19 protein-coding genes are annotated in these 21,953 nt (G+C 67.8%); 7 read left to right on the plus strand and 12 right to left on the minus strand.

The genetic code is table 11. The annotated features are described in order from the left end of the window. Positions 1-20: 20 nt before the first annotated feature. Entirely contained in the window at positions 21-494 is a 474-nt protein-coding gene (locus DESTE_RS15980) for a pyridoxamine 5'-phosphate oxidase family protein (protein ID WP_035068788.1), read from the minus strand. A gap of 143 nt (positions 495-637) precedes the next feature. Between DESTE_RS15980 and pdxR the strand changes: the two genes are divergently transcribed. The 4 genes from pdxR to DESTE_RS16000 all read left to right on the plus strand — a co-directional run bounded on the left by pdxR (position 638) and on the right by DESTE_RS16000 (position 4,223). Beyond that, complete coding sequence (gene pdxR / locus DESTE_RS15985; RefSeq protein WP_035068790.1) at positions 638-2,083, plus strand: MocR-like pyridoxine biosynthesis transcription factor PdxR; 1,446 nt, start codon at positions 638-640, stop codon at positions 2,081-2,083. A 108-nt stretch (positions 2,084-2,191) separates the two neighbouring features. Then, positions 2,192-2,995 carry a hydroxyethylthiazole kinase gene (thiM, locus tag DESTE_RS15990; RefSeq protein WP_035068792.1) on the plus strand — a complete coding sequence of 268 codons (804 nt, stop codon included), beginning with the start codon at positions 2,192-2,194 and terminating at the stop codon, positions 2,993-2,995. Next, positions 2,992-3,642 (plus strand): thiamine phosphate synthase, encoded by a 651-nt coding sequence (gene thiE / locus DESTE_RS15995; RefSeq protein ID WP_035068794.1) that lies wholly within the window; start codon positions 2,992-2,994, stop codon positions 3,640-3,642. Before thiM ends, thiE begins: the two co-directional genes overlap by 4 nt. A 245-nt stretch (positions 3,643-3,887) precedes the next feature. Then, positions 3,888-4,223: a NifB/NifX family molybdenum-iron cluster-binding protein gene (locus DESTE_RS16000; protein ID WP_035068797.1), complete on the plus strand. Its 336-nt coding sequence runs from the start codon at positions 3,888-3,890 to the stop codon at positions 4,221-4,223. A 71-nt stretch (positions 4,224-4,294) separates the two neighbouring features. On the opposite strand, the gene DESTE_RS16005 is transcribed toward DESTE_RS16000, so the two are convergent. Both DESTE_RS16005 and DESTE_RS16010 read right to left on the minus strand, forming a co-directional pair. Continuing rightward, positions 4,295-5,059: a ferric reductase-like transmembrane domain-containing protein gene (locus DESTE_RS16005; RefSeq protein WP_035068799.1), complete on the minus strand. Its 765-nt coding sequence runs from the start codon at positions 5,057-5,059 to the stop codon at positions 4,295-4,297. A 347-nt stretch (positions 5,060-5,406) separates the two neighbouring features. Further along, entirely contained in the window at positions 5,407-7,230 is a 1,824-nt protein-coding gene (locus DESTE_RS16010) for a sigma-54-dependent Fis family transcriptional regulator (RefSeq protein ID WP_084559505.1), read from the minus strand. A 514-nt stretch (positions 7,231-7,744) separates the two neighbouring features. Here DESTE_RS16010 and DESTE_RS16015 point away from each other — a divergent pair. Then, positions 7,745-8,878: an HDOD domain-containing protein gene (locus DESTE_RS16015; protein WP_156925396.1), complete on the plus strand. Its 1,134-nt coding sequence runs from the start codon at positions 7,745-7,747 to the stop codon at positions 8,876-8,878. Between the two features lie 73 nt (positions 8,879-8,951). On the opposite strand, the gene DESTE_RS16020 is transcribed toward DESTE_RS16015, so the two are convergent. The 9 genes from DESTE_RS16020 to DESTE_RS16060 form a co-directional block, all read right to left on the minus strand. Beyond that, the gene (locus DESTE_RS16020) at positions 8,952-10,619 is read right to left on the minus strand and encodes a CotH kinase family protein (RefSeq protein ID WP_035068804.1); all 1,668 of its coding nucleotides are present in this window, start codon (positions 10,617-10,619) and stop codon (positions 8,952-8,954) included. Then, on the minus strand, positions 10,591-11,313 hold the full coding sequence (locus DESTE_RS16025; protein ID WP_035068806.1) for a DUF4956 domain-containing protein: 723 nt from the start codon (positions 11,311-11,313) through the stop codon (positions 10,591-10,593). The genes DESTE_RS16020 and DESTE_RS16025 overlap by 29 nt, the downstream gene beginning before the upstream one ends. Positions 11,314-11,430: 117 nt before the next feature. Beyond that, positions 11,431-12,162, minus strand: a complete 732-nt coding sequence (locus tag DESTE_RS16030; protein ID WP_035070712.1) for a VTC domain-containing protein — start codon at positions 12,160-12,162, stop codon at positions 11,431-11,433. A gap of 228 nt (positions 12,163-12,390) precedes the next feature. Continuing rightward, positions 12,391-13,659 (minus strand): aminotransferase class I/II-fold pyridoxal phosphate-dependent enzyme, encoded by a 1,269-nt coding sequence (locus tag DESTE_RS16035; RefSeq protein WP_035068809.1) that lies wholly within the window; start codon positions 13,657-13,659, stop codon positions 12,391-12,393. Then, positions 13,652-14,746 (minus strand): glycosyltransferase family 4 protein, encoded by a 1,095-nt coding sequence (locus DESTE_RS16040; protein ID WP_035068811.1) that lies wholly within the window; start codon positions 14,744-14,746, stop codon positions 13,652-13,654. Before DESTE_RS16040 ends, DESTE_RS16035 begins: the two co-directional genes overlap by 8 nt. Further along, a complete protein-coding gene (locus DESTE_RS16045; protein WP_035068814.1) occupies positions 14,747-15,889 on the minus strand; it encodes a glycosyltransferase in 1,143 nt (380 codons plus the stop codon). Between the two features lie 96 nt (positions 15,890-15,985). After that, positions 15,986-17,044 carry a glycosyltransferase gene (locus DESTE_RS16050; protein WP_035068817.1) on the minus strand — a complete coding sequence of 353 codons (1,059 nt, stop codon included), beginning with the start codon at positions 17,042-17,044 and terminating at the stop codon, positions 15,986-15,988. Beyond that, positions 17,041-18,414, minus strand: a complete 1,374-nt coding sequence (locus tag DESTE_RS16055; protein ID WP_051384514.1) for an O-antigen ligase family protein — start codon at positions 18,412-18,414, stop codon at positions 17,041-17,043. Before DESTE_RS16055 ends, DESTE_RS16050 begins: the two co-directional genes overlap by 4 nt. A gap of 79 nt (positions 18,415-18,493) precedes the next feature. Then, positions 18,494-19,606, minus strand: a complete 1,113-nt coding sequence (locus DESTE_RS16060) for a glycosyltransferase (protein WP_035068820.1) — start codon at positions 19,604-19,606, stop codon at positions 18,494-18,496. A 487-nt stretch (positions 19,607-20,093) separates the two neighbouring features. Here DESTE_RS16060 and DESTE_RS16065 point away from each other — a divergent pair, with 487 nt between their 5' ends. Beyond that, complete coding sequence (locus DESTE_RS16065; RefSeq protein ID WP_035068823.1) at positions 20,094-21,584, plus strand: sigma-54-dependent transcriptional regulator; 1,491 nt, start codon at positions 20,094-20,096, stop codon at positions 21,582-21,584. A gap of 108 nt (positions 21,585-21,692) precedes the next feature. Continuing rightward, positions 21,693-21,929: a hypothetical protein gene (locus DESTE_RS16070; RefSeq protein ID WP_035068825.1), complete on the plus strand. Its 237-nt coding sequence runs from the start codon at positions 21,693-21,695 to the stop codon at positions 21,927-21,929. The last annotated feature ends 24 nt before the right edge of the window (positions 21,930-21,953 follow it).

The raw sequence follows: 21,953 nt of genomic DNA on the forward strand, positions 1-21,953 counted from the left end.
AGGCAACGCAGGGACAGTCCCTAGGCGGGATAGAACTTGCCCGTGCACGACGTGACGTTCACGGCGATGACGGCGGTCATCTTCAGCATGTTGGGCGGGTACCCCTTGCCGGCGTGCTGCGGGGTGTACTTGGCGACAATGGCGTCCAGCACGCGGCTCACGGCGGCGGTGTCCTGCACCACCGACGCCCGGCCCCGGATGATCACGCTTTCGTAGGCGGTGTTGGTGTCGCAGGGCAGGTCGGGGTGGTGGATGAGCGAGAGGATCTTGTCCACCTCGAACCCGACCATGGGGTCGCGCTTGATGTTGTTCAGCTTTTCGCCCGCGGCCAGTCCGTGGATGTAGACGGTGCCGTCCATGACGGCGAAATGGACCGGCGTGACGTACGGGCAGCCGTCGGCGCCGTTGGTGGCCAGCCTGCCCACAAGTTCCGTGTCCAGCAGGTGGGCTATCTGCTCCGGCGAGAGGGGGTAGTCTTTCATTCTTGCCTGCATGGGAACCTCCGGGTAGATGTTTTCTGTCCCCGCAATTAGTGCATTTATGCTGCATATGGGTAGGGACAGTTTGCTTTTATGGCAGCGGACAGTCTTTTGGGCCGATAGTCGCCAATTCCGCCACCGTACCGCCGGAGTGTTCCATGCTGCATCTGGATGCCACCGCCGCTGCACCGCTTTACCAGCAGATTTACGACCAGTTGAAGCAGGACATCCTTTCCGGCGCGCTGCCGCAGGGCATGCGCCTGCCGTCCATCCGCGCCCTGGCCCGCGATCTGCGCGCCGGAAAGAACACGGTGGAAAACGCTTACGCCCAACTGGTGCTGGAAGGATACGTGTCGGTGTTGCCGCGTTCCGGGTACCGGGTGAACGTGATCCAGCGCGACCTGCACGCGGCGGAACGCCCTGCGGCGCAAGGCGGCGGCAATGTCGGACACGGACGTGCCCCCGCCATCCGGCGTTCGCCGGACTACGATTTTCACTACGGCAATCTGGATGCCTCCACCTTTCCCTATGCCGTCTGGCGCAAGCTGCTGTTCGCGGTGATGGAGGAGGCGCGGACCGGGCGCGTCGCCTCCGACGGCATGCATGTGTATGGCGATGCCCACGGCGACCGCCACCTGCGGGCGGAACTGGCGGCCTACCTGTACCGCAGCCGGGGCGTGCGCTGCACCGAGGACCAGGTGGTCATGTGCAGCGGACTGCAGCCGTCGATCATGGCGGTGACGCGCCTGCTGCACCACGAGCACGGGCAGGTCGCGCTGGAAGACCCCGCCTACAACGGAGCCAGGCGGGCCTATGAATGCTTCGGCTTTCGCACCATTCCCATCCCCGTCTCCGAGGACGGCATCGACGTGACCGCGCTGCGCGCGTCGTCCGCGCGGGTGGTGCACATCGCCCCGTCGCACCAGTTTCCCACCGGCGCGGTGACGCCCATCTGCCGCCGCATGGAAATTCTCAACTGGGCCACGGAGCGTGGCGCGTGGATCGTGGAGGACGACTACGACAGCGAACTGCGCTACGACGGCAGGCCCATTCCCTCGTTGCAGTCCATCGACCGGCATGGCCGGGTCATCTACACCGGCACCTTTTCCAAAACCCTCTCGCCCGGCATGCGCATGTCGTACATGGTGCTGCCGGAGCAACTGGCGGACAGGTTCCGCTCGGTATTTGCGGGGTTCCAGTGCACGGTGCCCTGGCTGGAGCAGGCCGTGCTGGCCCGCTTCATGGCCGAAGGGCATTGGGAACGGCATCTGCGGCGGATATGCCTGGCCAAGAAGCGCAAGCACGATGTGTTCGTGGGCATGGCCAGCCGCCTGATGGGTGATGGACTGCGCATCCACGGACACAATGCGGGGCTGCATTTGCTGCTGGAGGTTCCCGGCGGGCCGGGCGAGGCCGCGCTGGTGGAACGGGCGGCGGCCCACGGCGTGCGGGTATACCCGGCATCGCCGTTCTGGGCGGATGCGCGGCGGTATCCCGGCAACTGTCTGTTCATCGGGTACGGCATGCTGTCCGAGGCGGACATCGCGGCGGCACTGGAACGGTTGCGGCAGGCGTGGTTTCCGGCCACCGCATTGCGGGGTTGACGCGGCGTCCGCCGTTCGTAAGATGCGGAAGCGATTCCGGGAAATTTCGAAGTTTCCGTTGCCTGCCCTGGCAGGGACGACACGAGCAGTTCATCACAAGGAGGGCGCATGCCCCATACCGAGCATATATGGCGCAACGTGGACGCCGTACGGCGTCAGGCTCCGCTGGTGCACAGCATCACCAATTTCGTGGTCATGAACGTCACCGCCAACGCGCTGCTGGCCGCCGGGGCCTCGCCCATCATGGCCCACGCGCGCGAGGAGATGGCGGAACTGGTCAACATCGTTGCCGCGCTGGTGCTGAACATCGGCACCCTGAGCGCGCCGTGGATCGACAGCATGTTCCTGGCCGGGGCCGCCGCGCGCGAGCGGGGCATACCCGTGGTGCTCGACCCGGTGGGCGCGGGCGCGTCCACCCTGCGCACCACCACCGCCGCGCAGCTCATGGAGCGGGTGCGCCCGGCCATCGTCCGCGGCAACGGCTCGGAAATCATGGCCCTGGCCGGTGCGGCGGGGGCCACGCGCGGGGTGGATTCCACCCGCGACGCGCACGCCGCCGCCGATTCCGCGCGGGCCTTGTCGCGCCGCCACCACTGCGTCACCGTGGTCAGCGGGCCGGTGGACCTGATCACCGACGGGGACGAGGTGGTGCTGGTCACCGGCGGGCATGAACTGATGCCCCGCGTCACCGGCATGGGCTGCACCGCCACGGTGCTGGTGGCCGCCCACGCCGCCGTGGCCGCCAGCCCGCTGGAAGGCGCGGTGAGCGGCATGGCCGCCATGTCCGCCGCCGGAAGCATGGCGGCGGAGCGCGCCGCCGGGCCGGGCAGCTTTGCCATGCACTTCATCGACGCCCTGTACACCCTGTCGGAAGCGGACATCCGCGCCCGCGTGCGGGTGGGCCGCCCGTGAGCGCTCTGCGGCGGGATGCGGATTACGGGGTATATCTGGTCACCGACCGCGCCCTGTGCCGGGGGCGCGCCCTGATCGACGTGGTGACGGCGGCGGTGGCGGGCGGCGTGACCGTGGTGCAACTGCGCGAAAAGCACGTGGACACGCGCGAATTCGTGGAACTGGCCCGCGCGCTGAAGGCGCTGCTGGCCCCGCGCGGCGTGCCCCTGCTGATCAACGACCGGGTGGACGTGGCCCTGGCCTGCGGGGCCGACGGCGTGCACGTGGGGCAGGGCGACATGCACCCCGCCGACGTGCGCGCGCTGCTGGGGGGCGATGCCCTTGTGGGGTTGTCCGTGGAGACCATGGAGCAGGTGCGCGAGGCCGAGACGCTGGACGTGGACTACCTGGGGGTGAGCCCGGTGTTCGCCACCCCCACCAAGACGGACACCGCGCCGCCATGGGGGCTGGACGGCCTGGCCCGGCTGCGTGCGGCCACGGGGCGCACGCTGGTGGCCATCGGCGGCATTGGTGTGACCAACGCGGCAGAGGTGTTGCGTGCCGGGGCAGACGGGCTGGCCGTGGTATCCGCCTTGTGCGCGGCGGACGACCCGGAGCGGACGGCAAGGGAACTGCGCGACGCGGTGCGCGGCGTGCGGGGTTGGTAGCAGGGTGGGATGGTCGGGTGCGGATGGTCGGGCCGATGGTTGAGGCTGCCGGGGGGGGGGCGTACCGGCAACTGGCCGGATATTGGCCGGATATTGGCCGGGCGCTGGCCTGGTCGGGCGCCGCTACATGTGGCCGTCACATGCTGTTGGCGCGGCGAGCGGGCCGTGCAGTTCGAACAGGCCGACTGTTGGCGGGCACGGCGTTTCGGAGGCGCATCAATAACAGGAAAACCCAAGGAGGAGCCATGCGCATTGCCGTGGCGGCGGACGGGCCCCGGCCCGACAGCAACGTGGAGCCGGTGTTCGGCCGGGCGGAATGGTTCGTGGTGACCGATACGGAAACCGAGGGTGTCATTGCCGTGCGCAACGCGCACCGCGACGACCGCGAAGGTGCCGGGCGCTCGGTGGCGCAACTGCTGTCCGCCGCGCGGGCCACGGTGGTGCTGTGCGGTGAATGCGGCCCCAAGGCGCGGCTGGCCCTGGCCGATGCGGGCATCGAGGTGCTGGCGGCCAGCAGCGGGCTGGTCAGCGAGGCGGTGGCCCGGTATCGGGAACTTGTCGGTAGCGTCCCGCAGCAGTAGATAGTGTTATTCCGGCATGTTGACTGCGCGTTGGCATACGCCCGCAGGGTGCGGCGCATCATGCGCGCAGGCTACGAAAAGACGAACTGCTCCGTCTCCACGCCGCCGGTGTCCACTCCGAAGGCATGCAATTCGTCCAGCACGTGCTGCTGCATGGGGCCGGGACCGCACAGGTAGAACGAGGCCGTGGCCGATTGCACGTGACGGCCCAGCATCTCGCGCGAGAGGCGTCCCTTTTCGAAGAACACGGCGGGCAGTTCCGGGTCGGCATAGTGGTGCGGATTCGTCTCGCGCGTGAGCACATGCACCACGGTCAGGTCCAGCCGCCGGGTCATGGCTTCCAGTTCCTCGGCGGCAAAGGCGTCGCCATAGGTCTTGTTGGACCAGAACAGCACCACCCGGTTGGTCGCCCCGGCCTGGTCGAAGCTGCGCAGCACGCTGAGGAACGGCGTGATGCCCACCCCGCCCGCGATGAGCACGATCTGCTCCTGCCGTTCGATGTCGCGGCAGAACACCCCGTAAGGCCCTGCGCAGCGCACTTCGTCGCCGTCGCGCAGGCCCGGCACCAGTTCCGACGTGAAGTGCCCCTTGCCCCGGATGGTCAGCCGCACGGTGTCACCGGGCGCGGCGGCGATGGTGAAGGGATGGGCATCGCTCCAGCCATCCTCCTCCATCACCCGCAGGGTGGCGAACTGCCCCGGACGGAAGGTGCGGAAGCGCTCATCGTCGCCCGTGTCGATGTACACGGAGGTGGTGTTGTCGTCCTCGCGCACGGTGCGCAGGATGCGGGCCTTGTGTGCCTTGGGGCCCTTGGAATGTGTCGAATCGTCGCTCATGTCTCGCTCCCTGCGGTGCGTGCGGTGCGGTGGCCGCCGGGCGGATGGCGGCCAGTCCGCAGTCTCGCCCCTTAGTTTCGCCCATGACGGCGGGCATGACAAGCGGGGCACGCAAAGATGGGCGTAAATATCACCGCCAGGTCCCGCACTGCCGGACGAGGCCTGCGTGCCGGATCATAACGGATCATAACGGATCATGGCGGGTCATAACGGATCATGGCCGATCATGGCGGATCAGGGCGGATCAGGGCGGGTCATAACGGATCATGGCGGATCAGGGCGGATACTCCCAGGGCTCGCCAAGGCATGCCGAGGGGCCTTGGTTTCCGGCAACGCCCCGTGCGGGTTCAGCGTCCGCGCAGCCCCAGTGTCTTCATGCGCGATTGCAGGGTGGTGGGCGGCAGGCCCAGCAGTTCCGCCGCGCCGCCGGGTCCGTGCACGCGTCCGCCCGTCGCCGCGAGGGCGCGTTCGATGTTGACGCGCTGCAATTCACGCCAGCGGGCTTCGGAAATGATGCCCGTGGGGGCGTAGGCGTCCAGTGGCCCCGTTTGCCCGGAACCGTCGGCTAGTTCGGCGTACCCGCGTTTTCCCGTTTCCCATGGCGCTTCGTTGGGTCCGCTCCCTTCCGCGTATCCCGCACCCCCTGACATGCCGAATGCGGCGCCGGGCGGAACGGGCTGCATCGCGCCTTCCGGCGGCAGGTCCAGCACCAGCACGCCGCCCTCGGCCATGATCACCCCGCGCTCGATGACGTTCTGCAATTCGCGCACGTTGCCTGGCCAGGGATAGGATTGCAGTTCGGCCATCTGGCGATGGGCGATGCGCGGCTCCGGCAGGTTCAGGCGGCGGCACGAGGCCCGCACGAAGTGCCGTGCCAGCAAGGGGATGTCGTCGCGCCGGGCACGCAGGGAGGGCAGGGCCACGGGGAACACGCTGAGCCGGAAGAACAGATCCTGCCGGAAGCGTCCATGCTCCACGTCGGCCCGCAGGTCGCGGTTGGTGGCGGCGATGATGCGCACGTCCACGCTGCGGCTGCGTTCCTCGCCCACCCGCTCGAACACCCCCTCTTGCAGCACACGCAGCAGCTTGCCTTGCAATTCCAGCGGTATTTCGCCCACTTCGTCCAGGAACAGGGTGCCGCCGTCGGCCAGTTGAAAGCGGCCCACGCGGTCGCGCAGGGCGCCGGTGAAGGCGCCCTTCACGTGGCCGAAGAATTCGCTTTCGAACAGTTCGCGCGGGATGGCCGAACAGTTCACCCGCACCAGCGGGGCGGCGGCGCGCTGGCTGCGGTCGTGGATGGCCTGGGCCACCAGTTCCTTGCCGGTGCCCGATTCGCCCAGCAGCAGCACGGTGGCGTCGGTGGGGGCCACCATGTCCACCTGCTCCAGGGCCCGGCGCAGGGGTGGGCTGTCGCCCACGATGGAGTGCGGGGCGCGGGCGCGGCGCACCTCGCCGCGCAGGTGCTCGTTTTCCAGTTCCAGCGCCCGGCGCAGGTGCTGGATTTCCTCGAAGGAGCGGGCGTTGACCACGGCGGCGGACAGCGAATCGGCGAAAATCTTGTGCATCTTGCGGTGCAGCAGCATCAGGTCGGCCAGCACCCCGCGCATGGGGCGGTCGTAGAACACGGCCATGACCCCGATCATGTTGCCCTTGAACTGCAACGGATAGGCCGCGTAGGCGTGGATGGCCTCGTCCACGGCCCAGGCGGGGCGGGCCCAGTCCTCGGGCGATGCCGCCCACGTGGGTTCGCCGCGCGCGGCCACCTGCCCCACCAGCAATTCGGACAGCGGCACCACGGCGTAGGTGCCCTCGGCGTGGCGCCAGTCGCGCACCGGGGTGGCGGTGTGTCCGGCCACGGTCATCAGGCGCAGGACGTGGTCTCCCTCGCCGGGGCCGGAGGTGACGCCGGAGGCCTGGGGCGGCGTATCCACGAACCAGATGCACCCGCACATGACGTGGGTGCCCCGGTTGACGCGGTGGGTCAGCTCCAGCAGGCCTTCCACGGTGCGTTCCCGGGCCACGTTGAGCATCATGTCCAGGAACGGGCTGATGTCGAACTGCCGGAGCACCGAATGGGCCAGGGCGGGGTCCGTGGCGTCGGGCGTCTGCTGGCGGGATGGAGCGTCTCCGGTCAGGGCGAACGGGGAGGGCATGGGGGACGTGGGGGACATGGGAACCTCGGTGATTGCGGGGCAGGCGTCTGGCTTGCAACAGGGCCGTGGTGTCGCCTGTGCATGTTTTTCACGATATATCGTTACGAAAATTCGTCAATACCGAAATTTCGTAACGACAAGAGGCGTCGCCTTGCGCGGCAACCCCTTGTCAGCTCTGGATCGGGCGATTGTCACCTGTCTGGCACGGGTTGTGCTAACTGCCGTAACGAAAGACGGTGCTGCCGTTCTTTTCGGTGCCGAGTCCGTGCATTCCCTCGTGCCCGGACTTATGATTCAGTCGCTTCATTCCGACAAAGCCCCGGTGTTCCCCTCACCGGGGTTTTGGCATTTTTTGTTCCTGTATTTTTTCAGCCTGTTGCGACCTGTGTGGTTGGGCGCATGCGCCAACCCGCCAGCCGGACATACGCCGGGTGCGGGCGGCGCCCCATGGCGTCACGGACAGTATCGCCCACCGGACCGCCGGGCGCGGGTATTTGCGTCCGATGGCAATTGGCGTATGGGAAAGGCGTCAGTGGATGATCTTGTGTCCGATATCCTTTCGGGGGTGGCTGTGTCGCAGGCGACGGGGTTGGGAGTGCAGGGCGGCTGTGGCCGCGACGTGCAGGAAATCGCCGAGGAGGCGGTGGCGCTGCGGTTCCGGCTTTCCGGCACGGCGCACCCGCTGCTGGTGCTGTTGCGGCGCAGGGCGGTGGAGGCGCTTGCGCAGTCCCTGCGGGCCGGTGTCTCGTGCCAATTGCCCGCCCCGCGCATGCCCCTGCCGCCAGAGGTCATCCACGAGGCCAACAGCGGACTGGCCCCCGGCGATCTGGACGGGCTGGCCGAACGCGCCCGCCTGCCCGCCCTGCCGCAGGTGTTTCTGGAATTGCAGCACGCCATGGAGCGCGAGGAACCCTCGTACGAGGAACTGGCGGCCATCATTTCCAAGGATCCCCGCCTGGCCGCTTCGTTGTTGCGGCTGGTCAACGGGCCGCTGTTCGGCTTCCGGACGCCGGTGGAAACGGTGAGCCGCGCGGTGGCGGCGGCGGGCACCCGCCGGGTGACCTCGCTGGCTCTCGGCACCTTCGTGCTGGGGCTGTTCCGCGAACGGCCTCCCCATGTGGTCAACCTGCACGATTTCTGGCTGCATTCGGTGGCCACCGCGCTCATGGCGCGGGCCCTGGCCACCCGCATGGGCCGTGATGATCCGGAACGCTACTTCGTGGCCGGGCTGCTGCACGACATCGGCTGGCTGGCCATTTGCGCCGTGTGGCCCGCCGGGGCGGAGCGGGTGCTGGACCGTTGCCGCGACCTGGGGGAACCGCTGACCGAGGCGGAACGTGCGGAACTGGGCATGACCCACGGCGAAATGGGCGCGGCGATGCTGCGGCGCTGGAATCTGCCGTCCGTGCTGGTGGACGCGGTGCAGGCTCATCATGCCCCGTCCGAGGCGCCGGCCAGCGACGAGGCCCTGCTGGTGCACCTGGCCGACGAGGCGGTGAAGGCCTTCGGCATCGGCGGCACCGGCGACGACTGCGTGCAGCCGCTGGATGTCGATGCGGCGGGTCTGCTGTCCGTATCGGCGCACGACCTGGACGCTGCCTGCGCGTTGCTGCTGGAAGGTGTGGACGAGATGTATGCGGTGCTGGGGGCGGGTTCCAGAGGCTGACACGGCGTGCCCCCGTGCGCTTGCGATGTCCGACGACGGCTGATCCGCTCACTCCCGCACGGGGATGGGCGGATCAGTCGTTTGTGCAGACGGCGCGGATGCGCAGGGACGAGCGCACGTCAATGTCGAGTTGTCCCGCCTCGCGGGGGGTGTCGTCCACTTCCCAGTGCAGCAGCCTGGCGCAGCCTTCGGCGGGGGGCGCCACGGTGATCCGTTGTCCCTCGAAGTAGCGCCCGGTGTAGTCGGTGTAGCCGGGTTCGCCGTCAATGCGCATCGGGCCGGGTGCGCTTACCTGCACCGTGTGCCAGCGGGGCGCCTTGAGGTCGCGCACGGTTTCCTCCAGCACTTCGTCGGCCCGGTTGGCCAGCATCCGGCGGGCCAGGGCCTCGTCGAACATGGTGTTCCCGGCCTGGCGGTCCAGGGCTTCGTACCGGGCAAACAGCCGTTCGCGCGCCGCGTCGTTCAGGGTGTGGTTCAGCGCATGGGTGACGAAATGCAGGAAGAAGTCGCGGAATTCCGGCGATTCTTTCCACAGCCGCAAGAACAGGCGCATGCGCACGGCCTTCTTTTCATCCAGGGCGTATTTCCAGCCGGGGCGCTGGTCCAGCGGGCCGCCGGGGACCAGATGCTGGAAGGCCTCGTCCAGATCCCAGGCGATGTTGGTCCAGCGCGGATCTGGCTGGTTCTTGTCCAGCAGAAAGGCGCCCTGGTCCCAGTCGGACTCGCCCAGGTACACGGCGCCGAAGATGATGGCGCACATGCTGCGCAGGTCCATGCGGCGCTCGGCCTGCTGCATGGTCATGGGGGCGGGCAGCAGGCGGAGCCACAGGTACAGTTCGCGCAGGGCCGCGAATTCCGCCCGGTCGTTGCCCTTGCGAATGGAGTAGAGCAGGAAGTTGCCGTGTCCCAGCCTGCGTTTCCAGTGGGCTTCGGCGATGTGCTCGCTGACCATGGAAAGCCCCATGTCCTTGCCGTTCACCGAGAACACGGCGGGCACGAACCGGGGCGTTTCCGCGCCCAGCATGCCCATGATGTCCAGCCCCAGCATGTTGATGAAGCCGGGGATGGTGGTTTTTTCCTTGCGCAGCACCAGGCGTTTCAGCGTGCCTTCCGCGTCGTGGAAGAACAGGTCGGCTGGCTGCGTCGATGTGCCGTAGGCATTGCGGAAATAGAGGCGATAGCCGATGCCGAGGTCGCGCGAGCCGCCGCCGTGCAGGCGAAGTCCCACGCCGGTGGCCAGGCGTTCCTGCCCGTCGCGGTAGTAGACCACGGCTGCCGGGCGTTCCCATTCCCGGCCACGTTCCTTGTGGTTGACATTGATGCCGGATTCCGGGTCGTTCAGGCTGGCGTCGTCGGTGCGCACGGCGAACACGGGCCAGCCGCTGGCCACCATGGCGGGATCCGCGTCGCGGCGGGCCTGTTCCAGCAGTTCCAGGGTGTGGGCCCTGTTTTCCGGGGCCACGGCGTGCACATCGGGCAGGCCCATTTCGGCCAGCAGTTGCCGCTTGCGGGGCGAACCCAGCGCATCCTTTCTGGTGGCCATGTCCAGCGACACGAAACGGTACTGCCGGATGGCGGACGTGCGTTCCAGCAGCAGCCCGGCGCACAGCAGGGCGGCAACGAACAGTGCCGCCGCCCATAACGAAATGCGGGGGACGTGGCCTGGTGCGCGCGGGCCGGATGGCGGCGCGGTGCCGCCCCCCTGTGGCGGGCTACTGGGCGGCGTGGTCGAAATAGACATTGATTTCGGCGCCGGGGGCAAGCCCGTCGGTCAGTGCGGTCAGGCGCTGCACCAGGGTTTCGTCGGAGCGGGCGAAGGTGGCGATGACGGTGCGCCGCGCGCCGTCGCCCGAAATGCTGGCCACGCTCAGTTCCGGCAGGGTGTCGCGCAGGGCTGGCAGCAAGGCCGCATCGGCCTCGCGTTCGGATGCCGGGTAGGAGATGACGGCCGTGCCGCTGCGCCGGGCCACGCGGCCCCGCCGGAAGCGGTGCGCCACCGCCAGTCCGGCCGTGACCACGCCCAGGAACAGCGCCAGGATGACGATGTTCAGGGTGGCGCAGCAGATGGCCGTGGCGATGTTCACCATGATGAAGCCTACCTCTTCCGGTTCCTTGATGGGGGTACGGAAGCGGATGATGGACAGCGCGCCCAAAAGGCCCAGGGACAGCGGCAGCGAGAACTGCACGCAGATGAAGATGGCGGTGATGGACGGCCCCAGCAGCAGGAAGCTGCGGTGCACCAGGCTGCCCGTGCCCCGGCTTTCATAGAAGCGGGAGTAGAGCAGCGCGGTGTACTGGGAGGTGAGCAGGGAGATGAGCAGGGCCAGCAGGAAGGTGCCCGCCCCGATGTCTGCCGCCTGCTTGGAACCGAAGCCGGTCACGGCGACCAGCGCCTGGTAGGAACTGCCGAGAACGTCGAAGAGTGATTCAACCATGGGAATGACGACCTTGCATGGGTAGTGTGTCCGGGGGATGTATCAGGGCAGGGCGGACCGCACGCGTGCCCGCCGGTTGGATGTCCTGGTGGCTGCCAGCCGGGAGTCGGCCGGGCGTCAGGCGCGATGCGGGGGCGGAGCCGCCGGGGCGAAGCAGGTATACCCGCCGGGCACTCCGGTAGAACAGAACAGCATGTCGTGGCATGCAAGATATTTGGAAAACGTCTCCCGCCGGAAGTGAACGGTGTTCACGGCATGCAGCGAGCGCGGCATTTCGCGCAGGCTGCCTTTTACCTCCAGCACGGCCACGGGCAGGGGCGTGGGATTGTGCCGGGCGATGAAGGCCGGATTGGTGCGGGGCACGTGAATGCCCGTGTCCACGGCGATGCGCGCCCCGGTGGTCGGATCGATGAAGCGGTGGCGGGTGTAGCGCAGGATGAACAGGGGAAAGAGAGGGCGGGGGAAGGGAATGCCCGCTTCCGCCAGATGTTCCGGCAGGCGGCACAGCAAGGGGTCCGTCAACGGGGTGTTCCACAGGGTGTCCCCGTCCAGGGGCAGCAGCACGCGGGCCTTGTCGCGCGCGGCGCCTTCCTTGCGCTTGGCCTCCAGGAACACGGCGCGCTCCATCGCCGTTCCCCGCACGGCGCCGTACCAGCGGCAGCGTATCTTGGTCTTCAGATAGTCGCTGTTGCGCTTTTCTTCCAGCAGGGCGCGCGCGGGCGTGTCGTAGTAGAGTGAAAAGACGTCCGCCGCCGGAAACGCGGGGTCGGGACGGCACACCGCACCCAGCAGGTCCACGACCGCAGGGGCGAAGGCAGGGGCGAAGGTGTATTTTATCTCGTTGCTCACGATGGAATCCGCCACGGGTGCGAGAGGATGGTGGTTCCGGGGGGGGATGCCGGGCCCGCGCAAAGGGGCACGGCAGGCGGGCCGGAAGGTTGGCGCAGCTCCGGATGGTGACGCACTCGTGTTACGGGATATCGTGCCGAAAGTCCATTTCACCGCGCGGCGGGGACATGTGCGGTGTTCCGTCGCGGTGTGAAGGCCCATTGCATGGATGATGTGCCGAGGGGGAGGCTATGGCTTCTCTTGCGTCATCGCGGGCAGCGACGTGGACAGTGCGGTGAGGTGTCGCAGCAGTCGTTCGTTATCGCTGCGGCAGCGAACCTGCATTCTTATATAGCCGTTGGGCATGCCGGGTATGTTGTCGCAGGATCGTACCAGTATGCCGTGGTGCAAGAGTTCGCTACGTACCATTTCCGCCGTGACGCCGATGCGCAGCAGTTCATCGGCCAGGCGGCAGGTTACGAAGCTGGGGCCCGCATCGGTGGCCTGGGGGGCGAACACGCCCGATCGGCGCAGACCGTCGAGAAGAGCGGAACGGTCGGCACGCAGGGTGGTCAGGTGCGCCCGGTAGTCCGGCAGGGCGTGCAGAAAGCGCCTGCCCATGGCCTCGGCAAAGGGGGATACCATCCACGGCGGACGCAGGGCCTGCAGGATATCCAGCAGGTCCTTCGGCCCGGTCAGGTAGCCCAGGCGTATCCCCGTGCAGTGGAAGAATTTGGTGAAGCTGTGCAGGCACAGCAGCGTATCGCCTGTGTGGTGGGCCGGGCTGGCCACTTTAGGCTGACGGGCCTGACAGGCCGCCGCGAGGGCCGCGTGGCGGTGGGCATCGTGTTCCGGGGTGGACCACAGGAAGTCGCGGTAGGTCAGGTCGGCCAGCACGGTGCGAAAGCCCGACCGGAACAGGGCGGCCACCAGGGCGGGCAGGTCGGGCGCGGCAACCGGGCAGGGATTGCCCGGCGAGCAGAGCACCACCAGTTCATCGTCGGCATCGGCTGCGGTGCCGGGCCGGAAATCCGGCGCGGGGGCGTCCAGCGCGTGCATGGGGTGGGCATGCAGCACCCGCCACGGTATGGCGTGGGTCTCGCAGGCGCGGGCGTATTCGGAAAAGGTGGGACCCAGCAGGGTGACCCGGCCGGGCCGCAGCACGCGCAGGATCAGCCAGATGAGTTCGGACGAGCCGTTGCCCACCATGATGTTGCCCGGGGCAAGCCCCTCGTGCGCGGCCAGTTCCTCGCGCAGGGCGGCGCTGGAACTGTCCGGATAGTGCTCGAAGGGATGGGGCAGCGTCTCGACCAGGGCGCGGGTCAATTCCAGCACATGGGCGAAGCCGTTGCTGCTGCAATCCAGGATGTGCTCCGGGGCCACGCCCAGTTCGCGGGCCACGCGGTAGATTTCGCCGCCGTGCGTACCCTGCCTCGGGGCGGAATGCGGTGCGCCATCACGGGGGGCAGCGGGGTGCGGCGCAAAGGAGGCATGAGGGGGATGTCCGGCATCAGGCATCGGGCAGTCCCCGGCGTTGCAGCAGCGTGCGGTACAATGCCTCGTAGCGCGCGACGCGCGCATCGGTGGAAAAGTCCGGTGCGATGGCGCGGCTGGCTGCGGCCCAGGTGGCGCGTAACCCGGCATCGTCCATGACCGAGGCCAACGCGCGTGCCAGTGCGGGCACGTCGCCGGGCGGCGCCAGCAGGCCGTTGCCCCGCACCAGTTCGGGTACGCCGCCCACCTGCGAGGCAATGACCGGCAGGCCGGAGCAGATGGCCTCCAGCAGGGTGTTGGGCATGGATTCGGACAGCGAGGGCAGCACGAAGGCGTCGAGCAGCTGCAGATAGTCGGCCACGCAGTTGCTGTGCTTCACCAGCCGGACGCGGCCCGTGATGCCCAGTTCCGTGCACAGCGGCTGCCACCGGCCAGGGGTGACCCCCACCACGATCAGATGCGGGCCGCCGTCCTGACGGTTGTTCGGGCCGCAGGCCAGGGCAAAGGCCCGCAGCAGCGGGTCCACGCCCTTCACCTCCTTGTCCCCGGCCACGCATCCCAGCAATGTGGAGCCTGCGGGCAGATCCAGTTCCGCGCGCACGGCGTCCGCAGCGCGCCCGGGCATCAGCCGCACGGCGGGAATGCCGTTGTGGATGACCGCAAGGCGACGTTCCCCCACGCCCATGCCGCGCAGTACCTTGGCGCAGGCGTGCGAATTGGCCACGAAGGCATCCAGCCCCGGTGACCAGTAGGTCAGCGGGTTGCCGGGGCGGTAGACCACCCCCCGGTAGCCCACGCAGACCACGCCGCGCCGCCGCCAGAACAGCCCGTGCCAGGCCAGGCGCTTCACCGCCTTGTTGTGGAAGGCCTGCACGATGCAGGGGCCCTGGCCCGGCGCGGGCATGGCCGCCTCCAGCGTGGCCTTCCACCTGCCGGGTGCTTCGGGCAGATCGGCCCAGGGCATGGTGTCCGACAGGGTACGCAGCGTGGAGTTGGGCGGGGTGAAGACAGTAACCTGGTGGCCGTGTTCCAGCAGCCCTTCGGCAAGGTACAGGGCCTGGCGGGCGCCGCCGCTGCGGGTGGAAGACGAGGTGACGAGCAGTATGCGCATTTACGTGCGGGGGGCGTGCTGCCGCAGCAGGTGGTGGTACAGGGCGCGGGTGCGGTCGGCCATGGCCTGGATGGAGAAGTGCGCGCGCAGCCGGGTCGGGTCGGGCCGGGGGGCGGCCAGTGCGGCGGTCAGTGCGGCGGACAGTTCCTGTGCGGGATCGCTGCCATCGGTGATGAAGTGGAATCCGTCGTACCATTCGGCCATTTCTTCCAGCGTATCGGTGCGGATGGCCACGACGGGCATGCCGAACGAGGCCGCTTCCAGCACCGCGCCGGGCATCCCTTCGGAACCTGGAGGCGAGGTGAAGATGAACGCGTCGAAGATGTTGTAGTAGTCGCCGGGGTGCGGCGTCTCGCCGGGGCAGAACACCTTGTCGCCAATGCCCATTTCGTGCGCCTGGCGGCACAGTCCCTCGGCCTGCCGCTGGCTGCCTCCAACGATGACGAAGACCATGTCCGGATCCTGCGCCAGGGCGCTGGCGGCAGTGGACAGAATCAGTTCCAGGCGCTTGCACCCCGTGACACGGCCCACGTTGCCGATGACGCGGACATGGGGGGGGATGCCGAGTTCCGAACGCAACCGGGCGGCCTCCTTGCGGGGGGCCAGCGCAGAAAAGTCCACTCCATTGTGCAGCAGCTCGAACTTGGCGGCGGCAAGCGGCATCTGCGCGGCGAAGTACCGCAGGCTTTCGCGCGAGACGTGCAGCACCCGTGTCGAAAGAATCCGGTGGATGAGCATCTCTTCGATGCGTTGCTTGGCGCGGTGGGCGGGGTTGTCGTACCAGTGGCTTTGCAGCGTGTGGATCTGCCCGATGCGCACGGGCGTGCCCGCCAGCGCCCCGGCCAGCGCCCCGGTGACGTTGGCGGAAAAGGAGTGGTTGTGCAGTACCGAAGCACCGTGGGCGCGCAGCATCCTCGCCAGACGTGCGATGCCCGTGGGGCTCCATTTGGTGGGAATGGGCAGGTGGTGCACCCGTACGCCCCTGTCGGCCAGTTCCGGCGCAAAGGCGCCCGGCGTGCGGTAGGTGACCACATGCACTTCGAATTCATCGAGCAGCAGGGGCAGGATGGCCCGCAAGCGCGAGGCAACGCCTCCGTAGTGCAGGCTGCTGGTCAGGCGGAAGACGACTGGGCGCATGTGCATGGGGGGATGTCTTGATGGTTCTTGTGGCTGGCGGCGTGTACCCACGGTGGGCAGCGGTGCGCATTCGCAGCGCGGGTGAGGGCCGTGAGCGCGTTCTCAGCGGGAGGGGGCAGTCAATTCGCGCAGCCAAGCTTCCAGTTCGCGAGCCTTGCTGTCAAGCTCGCAGTGGGTGGCGCAAGCGTGGCGAGCGGCGCGCTTCAGCTGCAGCAGATCCTCGTCCGGCAGGGCCAGCGCCTTGCGCAGCATATCCGCGAATTCCGCGGGCCCGGCGGCATTGGGCAACAGCCAGGGTTCCAGTTCCGGGGTGTACACCTCGCGCACGCCGCCCACGTCGCGGGCCACGGGCAACAGCCCCTGGGCCAGAGCCTCTTGCAGGGTGTTGGGCAAGCCCTCGCGGAGCGAGGCCAGCAGGAACACGTCGGCGCGTTCCAGCAGTTCCGGCACACGGGTGGTGAAGCCGTGCCAACGGATGCGTTCGGCAATGCCCAGCGAAACGGCAAGGTCCTTCAGGTACGCTTCGTGCGAGCCGGTGCCCGCCACGTCCAGTTCGAAGGGGGTGTCCAGGCTTGCCAGGGCGCGCAGCAGCGTCTCGTGCCCCTTGTCGGGGTTCAGTTGCTGCGTGGCCACCAGCCGCCGGGGCGTGGACACGGACAGCGGTCCGGTGGCCACCCGTTTGGCCGTGAGCACCACGTGCAGGTCCTCTGCCCGCAGGTAGGGCAGGCTGGTCAGAAAACCGTCGGCTATGTACTGGCAGGAGCAGAGGAATTTCGGGGCGATCCAGGCGTGCAGCAGGCGCGTCTTGAGGCGGTGGGGGATGTCGCCGGGCAGGCCGATCTGCTGCACCACGGGAATGTTCAGCAGCCGGGCGGCAACCCCGGCGGTGGCCAGGTCCTTGCCGATGTTGGTGATCACCACGTCGGTGCGGTGTTCGCTGAACTGGCGGCGGAACCAGGCGATGGTGGCCGGGTTCAGGTCGAATCCGAAGCTGGCGGCCACTCCATGGCCCACGCGTCGCCTGGCTTCGTCCACGAAGGCCTGCTGGCGACCGTAGACGCGCACGTCATGCCCGTAGGCAGAGAGCCGCTCGGCGAAATCGAGAATCCAGGTCTTCACTCCGCCCCATTTGCGGGTGCTGTTGACGAAGGCGATATTCATGAGTTGTTCCCGGTTTCGTGGGGGTGCGCCCCCACTGGTGCGGCAGAAATGCTGTCGGCGTTGTTGGCGGTGTTGTTGTCTGCGTTGACGACGGCGCCGATCATCACGCCAAGGTGTCCCATGGACACGGCCAGCCACCATGTGCGCAGGAAGTCGTGTGCGAACAGCGCCTCCATCAGGTAGCACAGCCACCCGGCCAGGAAGAAGGCCGCCATGGTCCACATGTCATACGGCGCGCCGGGGCGCGGGACGTTGCGGTATATCCGCCGCAGCCCCCAGGCCAGCATGCCGAACATGAAGGCCATGGCAATGGCGAAGCCCACCACCCCGGTGTCCACCAGGAACTGGATGTACACCGAATGCGGGTGCTGGATGCGCGGCGAATTGATGACCGGATGCAACCCCAGCGTCTTGAACGCCGGGGCGAACATGCCCATGCCCCACCCGGTCAGGGGGCGGGCCTCGATGACCTGCCATGCCATGCGCCACAGCTCGATGCGGCCGTCTTGCATGGCCGTTTCCAGGGTGATGCGCTGCGGGCCGAACAGTACGGCCAGAATGCCGATGCCAACGGGCGCCAGCAGATACACGGGTTTCGGACGGGTGAACAGGCACCACAGCAGGAACAGGGCGGCCACGACGCCCAGGTAGCCGCTGCGGGCCTGGGCGAATATCCACAGGTAGATGCCCGGCGCCAGGATCAGCGCGGTGACGGCGGCCCTGCGCCATGCGGAACGCGTTTGGGACTGCATGGCCCACAGGCCGCAGGCGGGCACCAGGATGAGCGCCATGTAGTCGCCCACCCGGTAGGTGGACAGGGAACCCGTGAGTCGGCCCGCCATGATGCTCGTGCCCTTGATGAGGTCGTAGCCGGTGACGTGCTGGTAGATGCCGTCCAGGCCCTCGTAGATGCTGGCCACGGCAAAGGCCAGGACAAGGCGGCGCATGTCCCGCGTGTCCCGCACGCATTCCATGGCCACGAAGGGCAGGGCGAAGCCCTTCCAGATGTTGGGCAGCACATAGACAAGGCTTTGGCGCGGGTCCAGCGACAGGGCCGTCTTCACGCAGATGAGCCCGTAGAAAAGCACGAACAGCCACTTGAGCGGAAAGCGGCACAGGGTGGACTGCCGGTACCCCCAATAGTGGTAGGCAAGCAGGGCGGCCAGGCAAAGGATGGGGCCGGTTTCGCGAAAGGCCTGCCCCAGCGGAAACGTGGCGCTGGAAAGCCAGAACAGCCAGAACAGCGCCGTGCGTGCCCATTCCGCCTTCTGCCGGTTGGGGGCAGCCCGGAAGCTGTCCGGGGCCGTGCGGATGCTGTCCAGGGCGGCAGCCAGTCTGGCTGCGACGGTACGGGGGCGAGTGTCGGTCATGCGCCACTCTTATCCCACCCCGCGGGTTGCGGGAAGTGTCGTATGCGCCTGGCTGTGAAAACGTGCGGCAACGTAGTGATCACCGTGTGCTTCCGGCAGGGTGTCCGGAGATCAGGTCGGCATAGATTCCGTGCAGGGCCACGGCGTAGCGGTCCATGGTGTGCGGGGCGGACAGGCGGCGCGCCGCATCGGACAGGCGCTGGCGCAAGGGCGCGTCACGCAGGATGGCGAGCAGTTTGTCCGCAATGTCGGCAGGTTCGGTTTCGCACACCAGGGAAGCCTCCCCGGCCAGTTCCAGCATGGGCACGTGGCGGGAAACCACGCACGGCAGCCCGCAGTACATGGCTTCCAACTGGGCGATGAGGAACCCTTCGAACTGCGAGGGCATGGCGAACACGTCCGCCGCCTTGTAGAAGGCGGCCACGTCGGGCCGAAAGCCGGTCAGCGCCACGTGGTCGTGCAGGCCCAGTTCGTCGCGCAGGGCCTCTAGCCGGGACCGTTCCCCGCCTTCGCCCACCAGCGCCAGCGTGGCGGGCACGCCCGCATCACGCACCATGCGGATGGCCCGGATGAGCAGGTCGAAATTCTTCTGCCGCACGTAGCGCCCCACGGCCACCACCACCGGGCCGCCCAGGCCGAAGGCGGTGTGCAGGTCCAGCGGGGGCACGTTGAAGCGGCTCGCGTCGATGGCGTTGTACAGCACCTTCACCGGCCGGCCTGCCAGGTTGTGATCGGTGGCGACCACATCGGCCACGGCCTTGGACACGGCGAGGTACAACGTGGTGGAGTAGGACAGCAGCTTGTCGGAAAGTCTGCGGTGCAGGCGCTTCTCGTGCTTGGTGTTGCGCAGGTGGGTGATGACGGGAATACCCAGCCCCAGTGCGGCGATGCGTCCCAGATGGTTGGCGCTGAAATGCACGGTATGGATGATGTCGGGGGAAAATTCGCGCAGCATGGCGCGCAGGCGCAACGAGGTATCCAGCCGGTGCGAGGCGATGGTGCGGATGTGCGAGCCCACGCAGTGCACGTCGATGCCAGCCGCCCGGTATTCCGGCAACATCTGCCCCGTGCCGGACAGATTGAAGACGCGCGGCGTGACCAGACCGTTGGCCCGGTAGGCCTGAGCCAGGTCGAACAACCATTTTTCAATGCCGCCGAAGGGTAACCCCCCGACGAGATAGGCGATCTTCATTGCGGAATTTCCGATGGCGGTTTCTGGGCAGTGCCGCATGCGTGGCTGGCCGGGCCAAGGCACTGGCGAGCACGGCATGTGCCGGAGAGTCGGGCGCGAATGCTGAACGGTCCTACCCGCAGCCCGCCACATGGTCAAGGGCCACTGACATGGGAAGCGGCGCGGGCAGGGGGGCTGTGTCATTGCCCGTGCTGCCAGTTACGCGGGGAGGGGGCCGCGCGCAACCGCACGCTTCGCGGCGTTGTCCACCCGACAGTACGCGACCGCGCGTGACCGTATGTGACCGTATGTGACCGTATGTCCGTATGTGACAGGCGCAACAGCGCAACAGGGGCGACCGGCACGACCGGCAGAACTGGCACGACCGACAGAACAGGCGCGACCGGCTGAGCAGGCGCGACCGGCTGAGCAGGGGCAAGCGGACAATCGGTTTTTCCTCCGTGTTCCATCAGTTGATAAAGCTTAAGGTTGCGGGTACAAGGGTCTAATGTCCGCCCGGCGCATACTATTCCTCGCTCCGGCCACCGCCGTGACCCGAATCTTCCCCAAGCTGCGCGATGCGGGATTCGAGGTCGGCATCGCCGAGAACCTCAAGGGTGCCTCCGCCTTCATCCGCAAGTCGGGCCCGGCCGTGATTTTTTCACGCCCCAGCCTGCCCGGGTACAAGGTGGACGATCTGCTTGCCGTGGGTGCGGACGACCCTGCCTTTCCCCCCGTCATCGTGTTTGCCGAAAAGGGCTCGGCGGAAGAAGCCGAGCGCTGCATGTCGCTGGGCGCGCGCGACTACTGGCTTGAACCGCTGCTGTTCGAGAAGGTGGTGGCCGCCTTGCCCGCGCCGCGCCGCGTCGCCGCGCCCGTGCCCCCTTCGTCCACCCTGGGCGGTCGCACGCCGGAACAGCGCCCCGGCGTGCCGCGCATCGTGGGCGACCACCCCGCCGTGCGCCGCGTGCTGGCCCTGGCCCGCCAGGTGGCTCCTTCGCGCGCAACGGTGCTCATTTCCGGAGAATCGGGCACCGGCAAGGAAATGTTCGCGCGGTTCCTGCACGGCTGGAGCGACCGGGCCGAAGGCCCCTTCGTTGCCGTGAACTGCGCGGCCCTGCCGGAACACCTGCTGGAAAGCGAACTGTTCGGCCACGAGAAGGGATCGTTCACCGGGGCCATCGCCCGCAAGCTGGGCAAGTTCGAACTGGCCAGCGGCGGCACCATCCTGCTGGACGAAATTTCCGAGATGGATCTTGGCCTGCAAGCCAAGCTGCTGCGCGTGCTGCAGGAAAGCGAGATCGACCGCGTGGGCGGCACGGAAACCGTGAAGGTGGACGTGCGGGTGCTGGCCACCACCAACCGCGATCTGGATGACTGGGCGAAGCAGGGCAAGTTCCGGCAGGACCTGTTCTTTCGCCTGAACGTCATCCCCCTGCGCCTGCCTGCCCTGCGCGAGCGCGGCGACGACGTGGTGGTGCTGGCCCGGCATTTTGCCGCCACCTACGTGCGCGAGTACGGCCTTGCACCCGTCGAATTTTCGCCCGAGGCCGAAGAGTGGCTGCAGCACTACGACTGGCCGGGCAACGTGCGCGAGTTGCAGAACCTGATGGAGCGCGCAGTGCTGCTGGCCGGGGGGCGGGCCATCACCACCCGGCACTTTCTGCTCGACCCCGACACCTGGCCGCTGTTCGAAGAGGGTGACCTGCTCTCCGGAACTGGCGAGGGCGAGGGTGCCGTTCCGGCAGGGGCGGGTGCGGACGGCGCAGGAGATGCGTCCGGTTCCTCCGGGTTCGCTGCGGATGGCGGTCCCGATGGCGGCGGTTCCTTCCCCGGCGGGGTCATTCCCCTGCACGAGATGGAGCGCATCATGATCCTGAAGGGGCTGGAGGTCACCTCCGGCAACCGTACCCAGGCGGCGGAACTGCTGGGCATCTCGGTACGCACCCTGCGCAACAAGCTCAACGAATACCGCGGAATGGGCATAGAAGTGGCCTGACGCCCCTTGCGGGCCGCGGTGATGTGCACTACACCGGACAAGCCGCCCGGAACCCCACGCGCGGGTTCGCGGGCGGTTGCGGCATGAGGCCCCGGCATCGGGAGCCGCATGGCGGCACGTATCACCGTGGCGTCCGCGATGATGTCCGCGATGATGTCTGCGATGATGTTCGTCGTGATGTCAGGCGGTTGGCGTGACGTTCCGCCAGACGTTCAGCCGGACGTTCAGCCGGACGTCCGCCCGGTGTCGCACCCGGTGCCCTTTCACGCCTTGCCCGGCCTTTTGCATGTCTTTGCGCCGATGTTTCGCGGGTGCCGGATCAGCAACCGGCCCGCAACCATATGATGCAGTGTGTCCCAGGGACCTTCG

Source organism: Nitratidesulfovibrio termitidis HI1 (assembly GCF_000504305.1).
In the GTDB taxonomy this organism is placed as follows: Bacteria; Desulfobacterota; Desulfovibrionia; order Desulfovibrionales; family Desulfovibrionaceae; genus Cupidesulfovibrio; species Cupidesulfovibrio termitidis.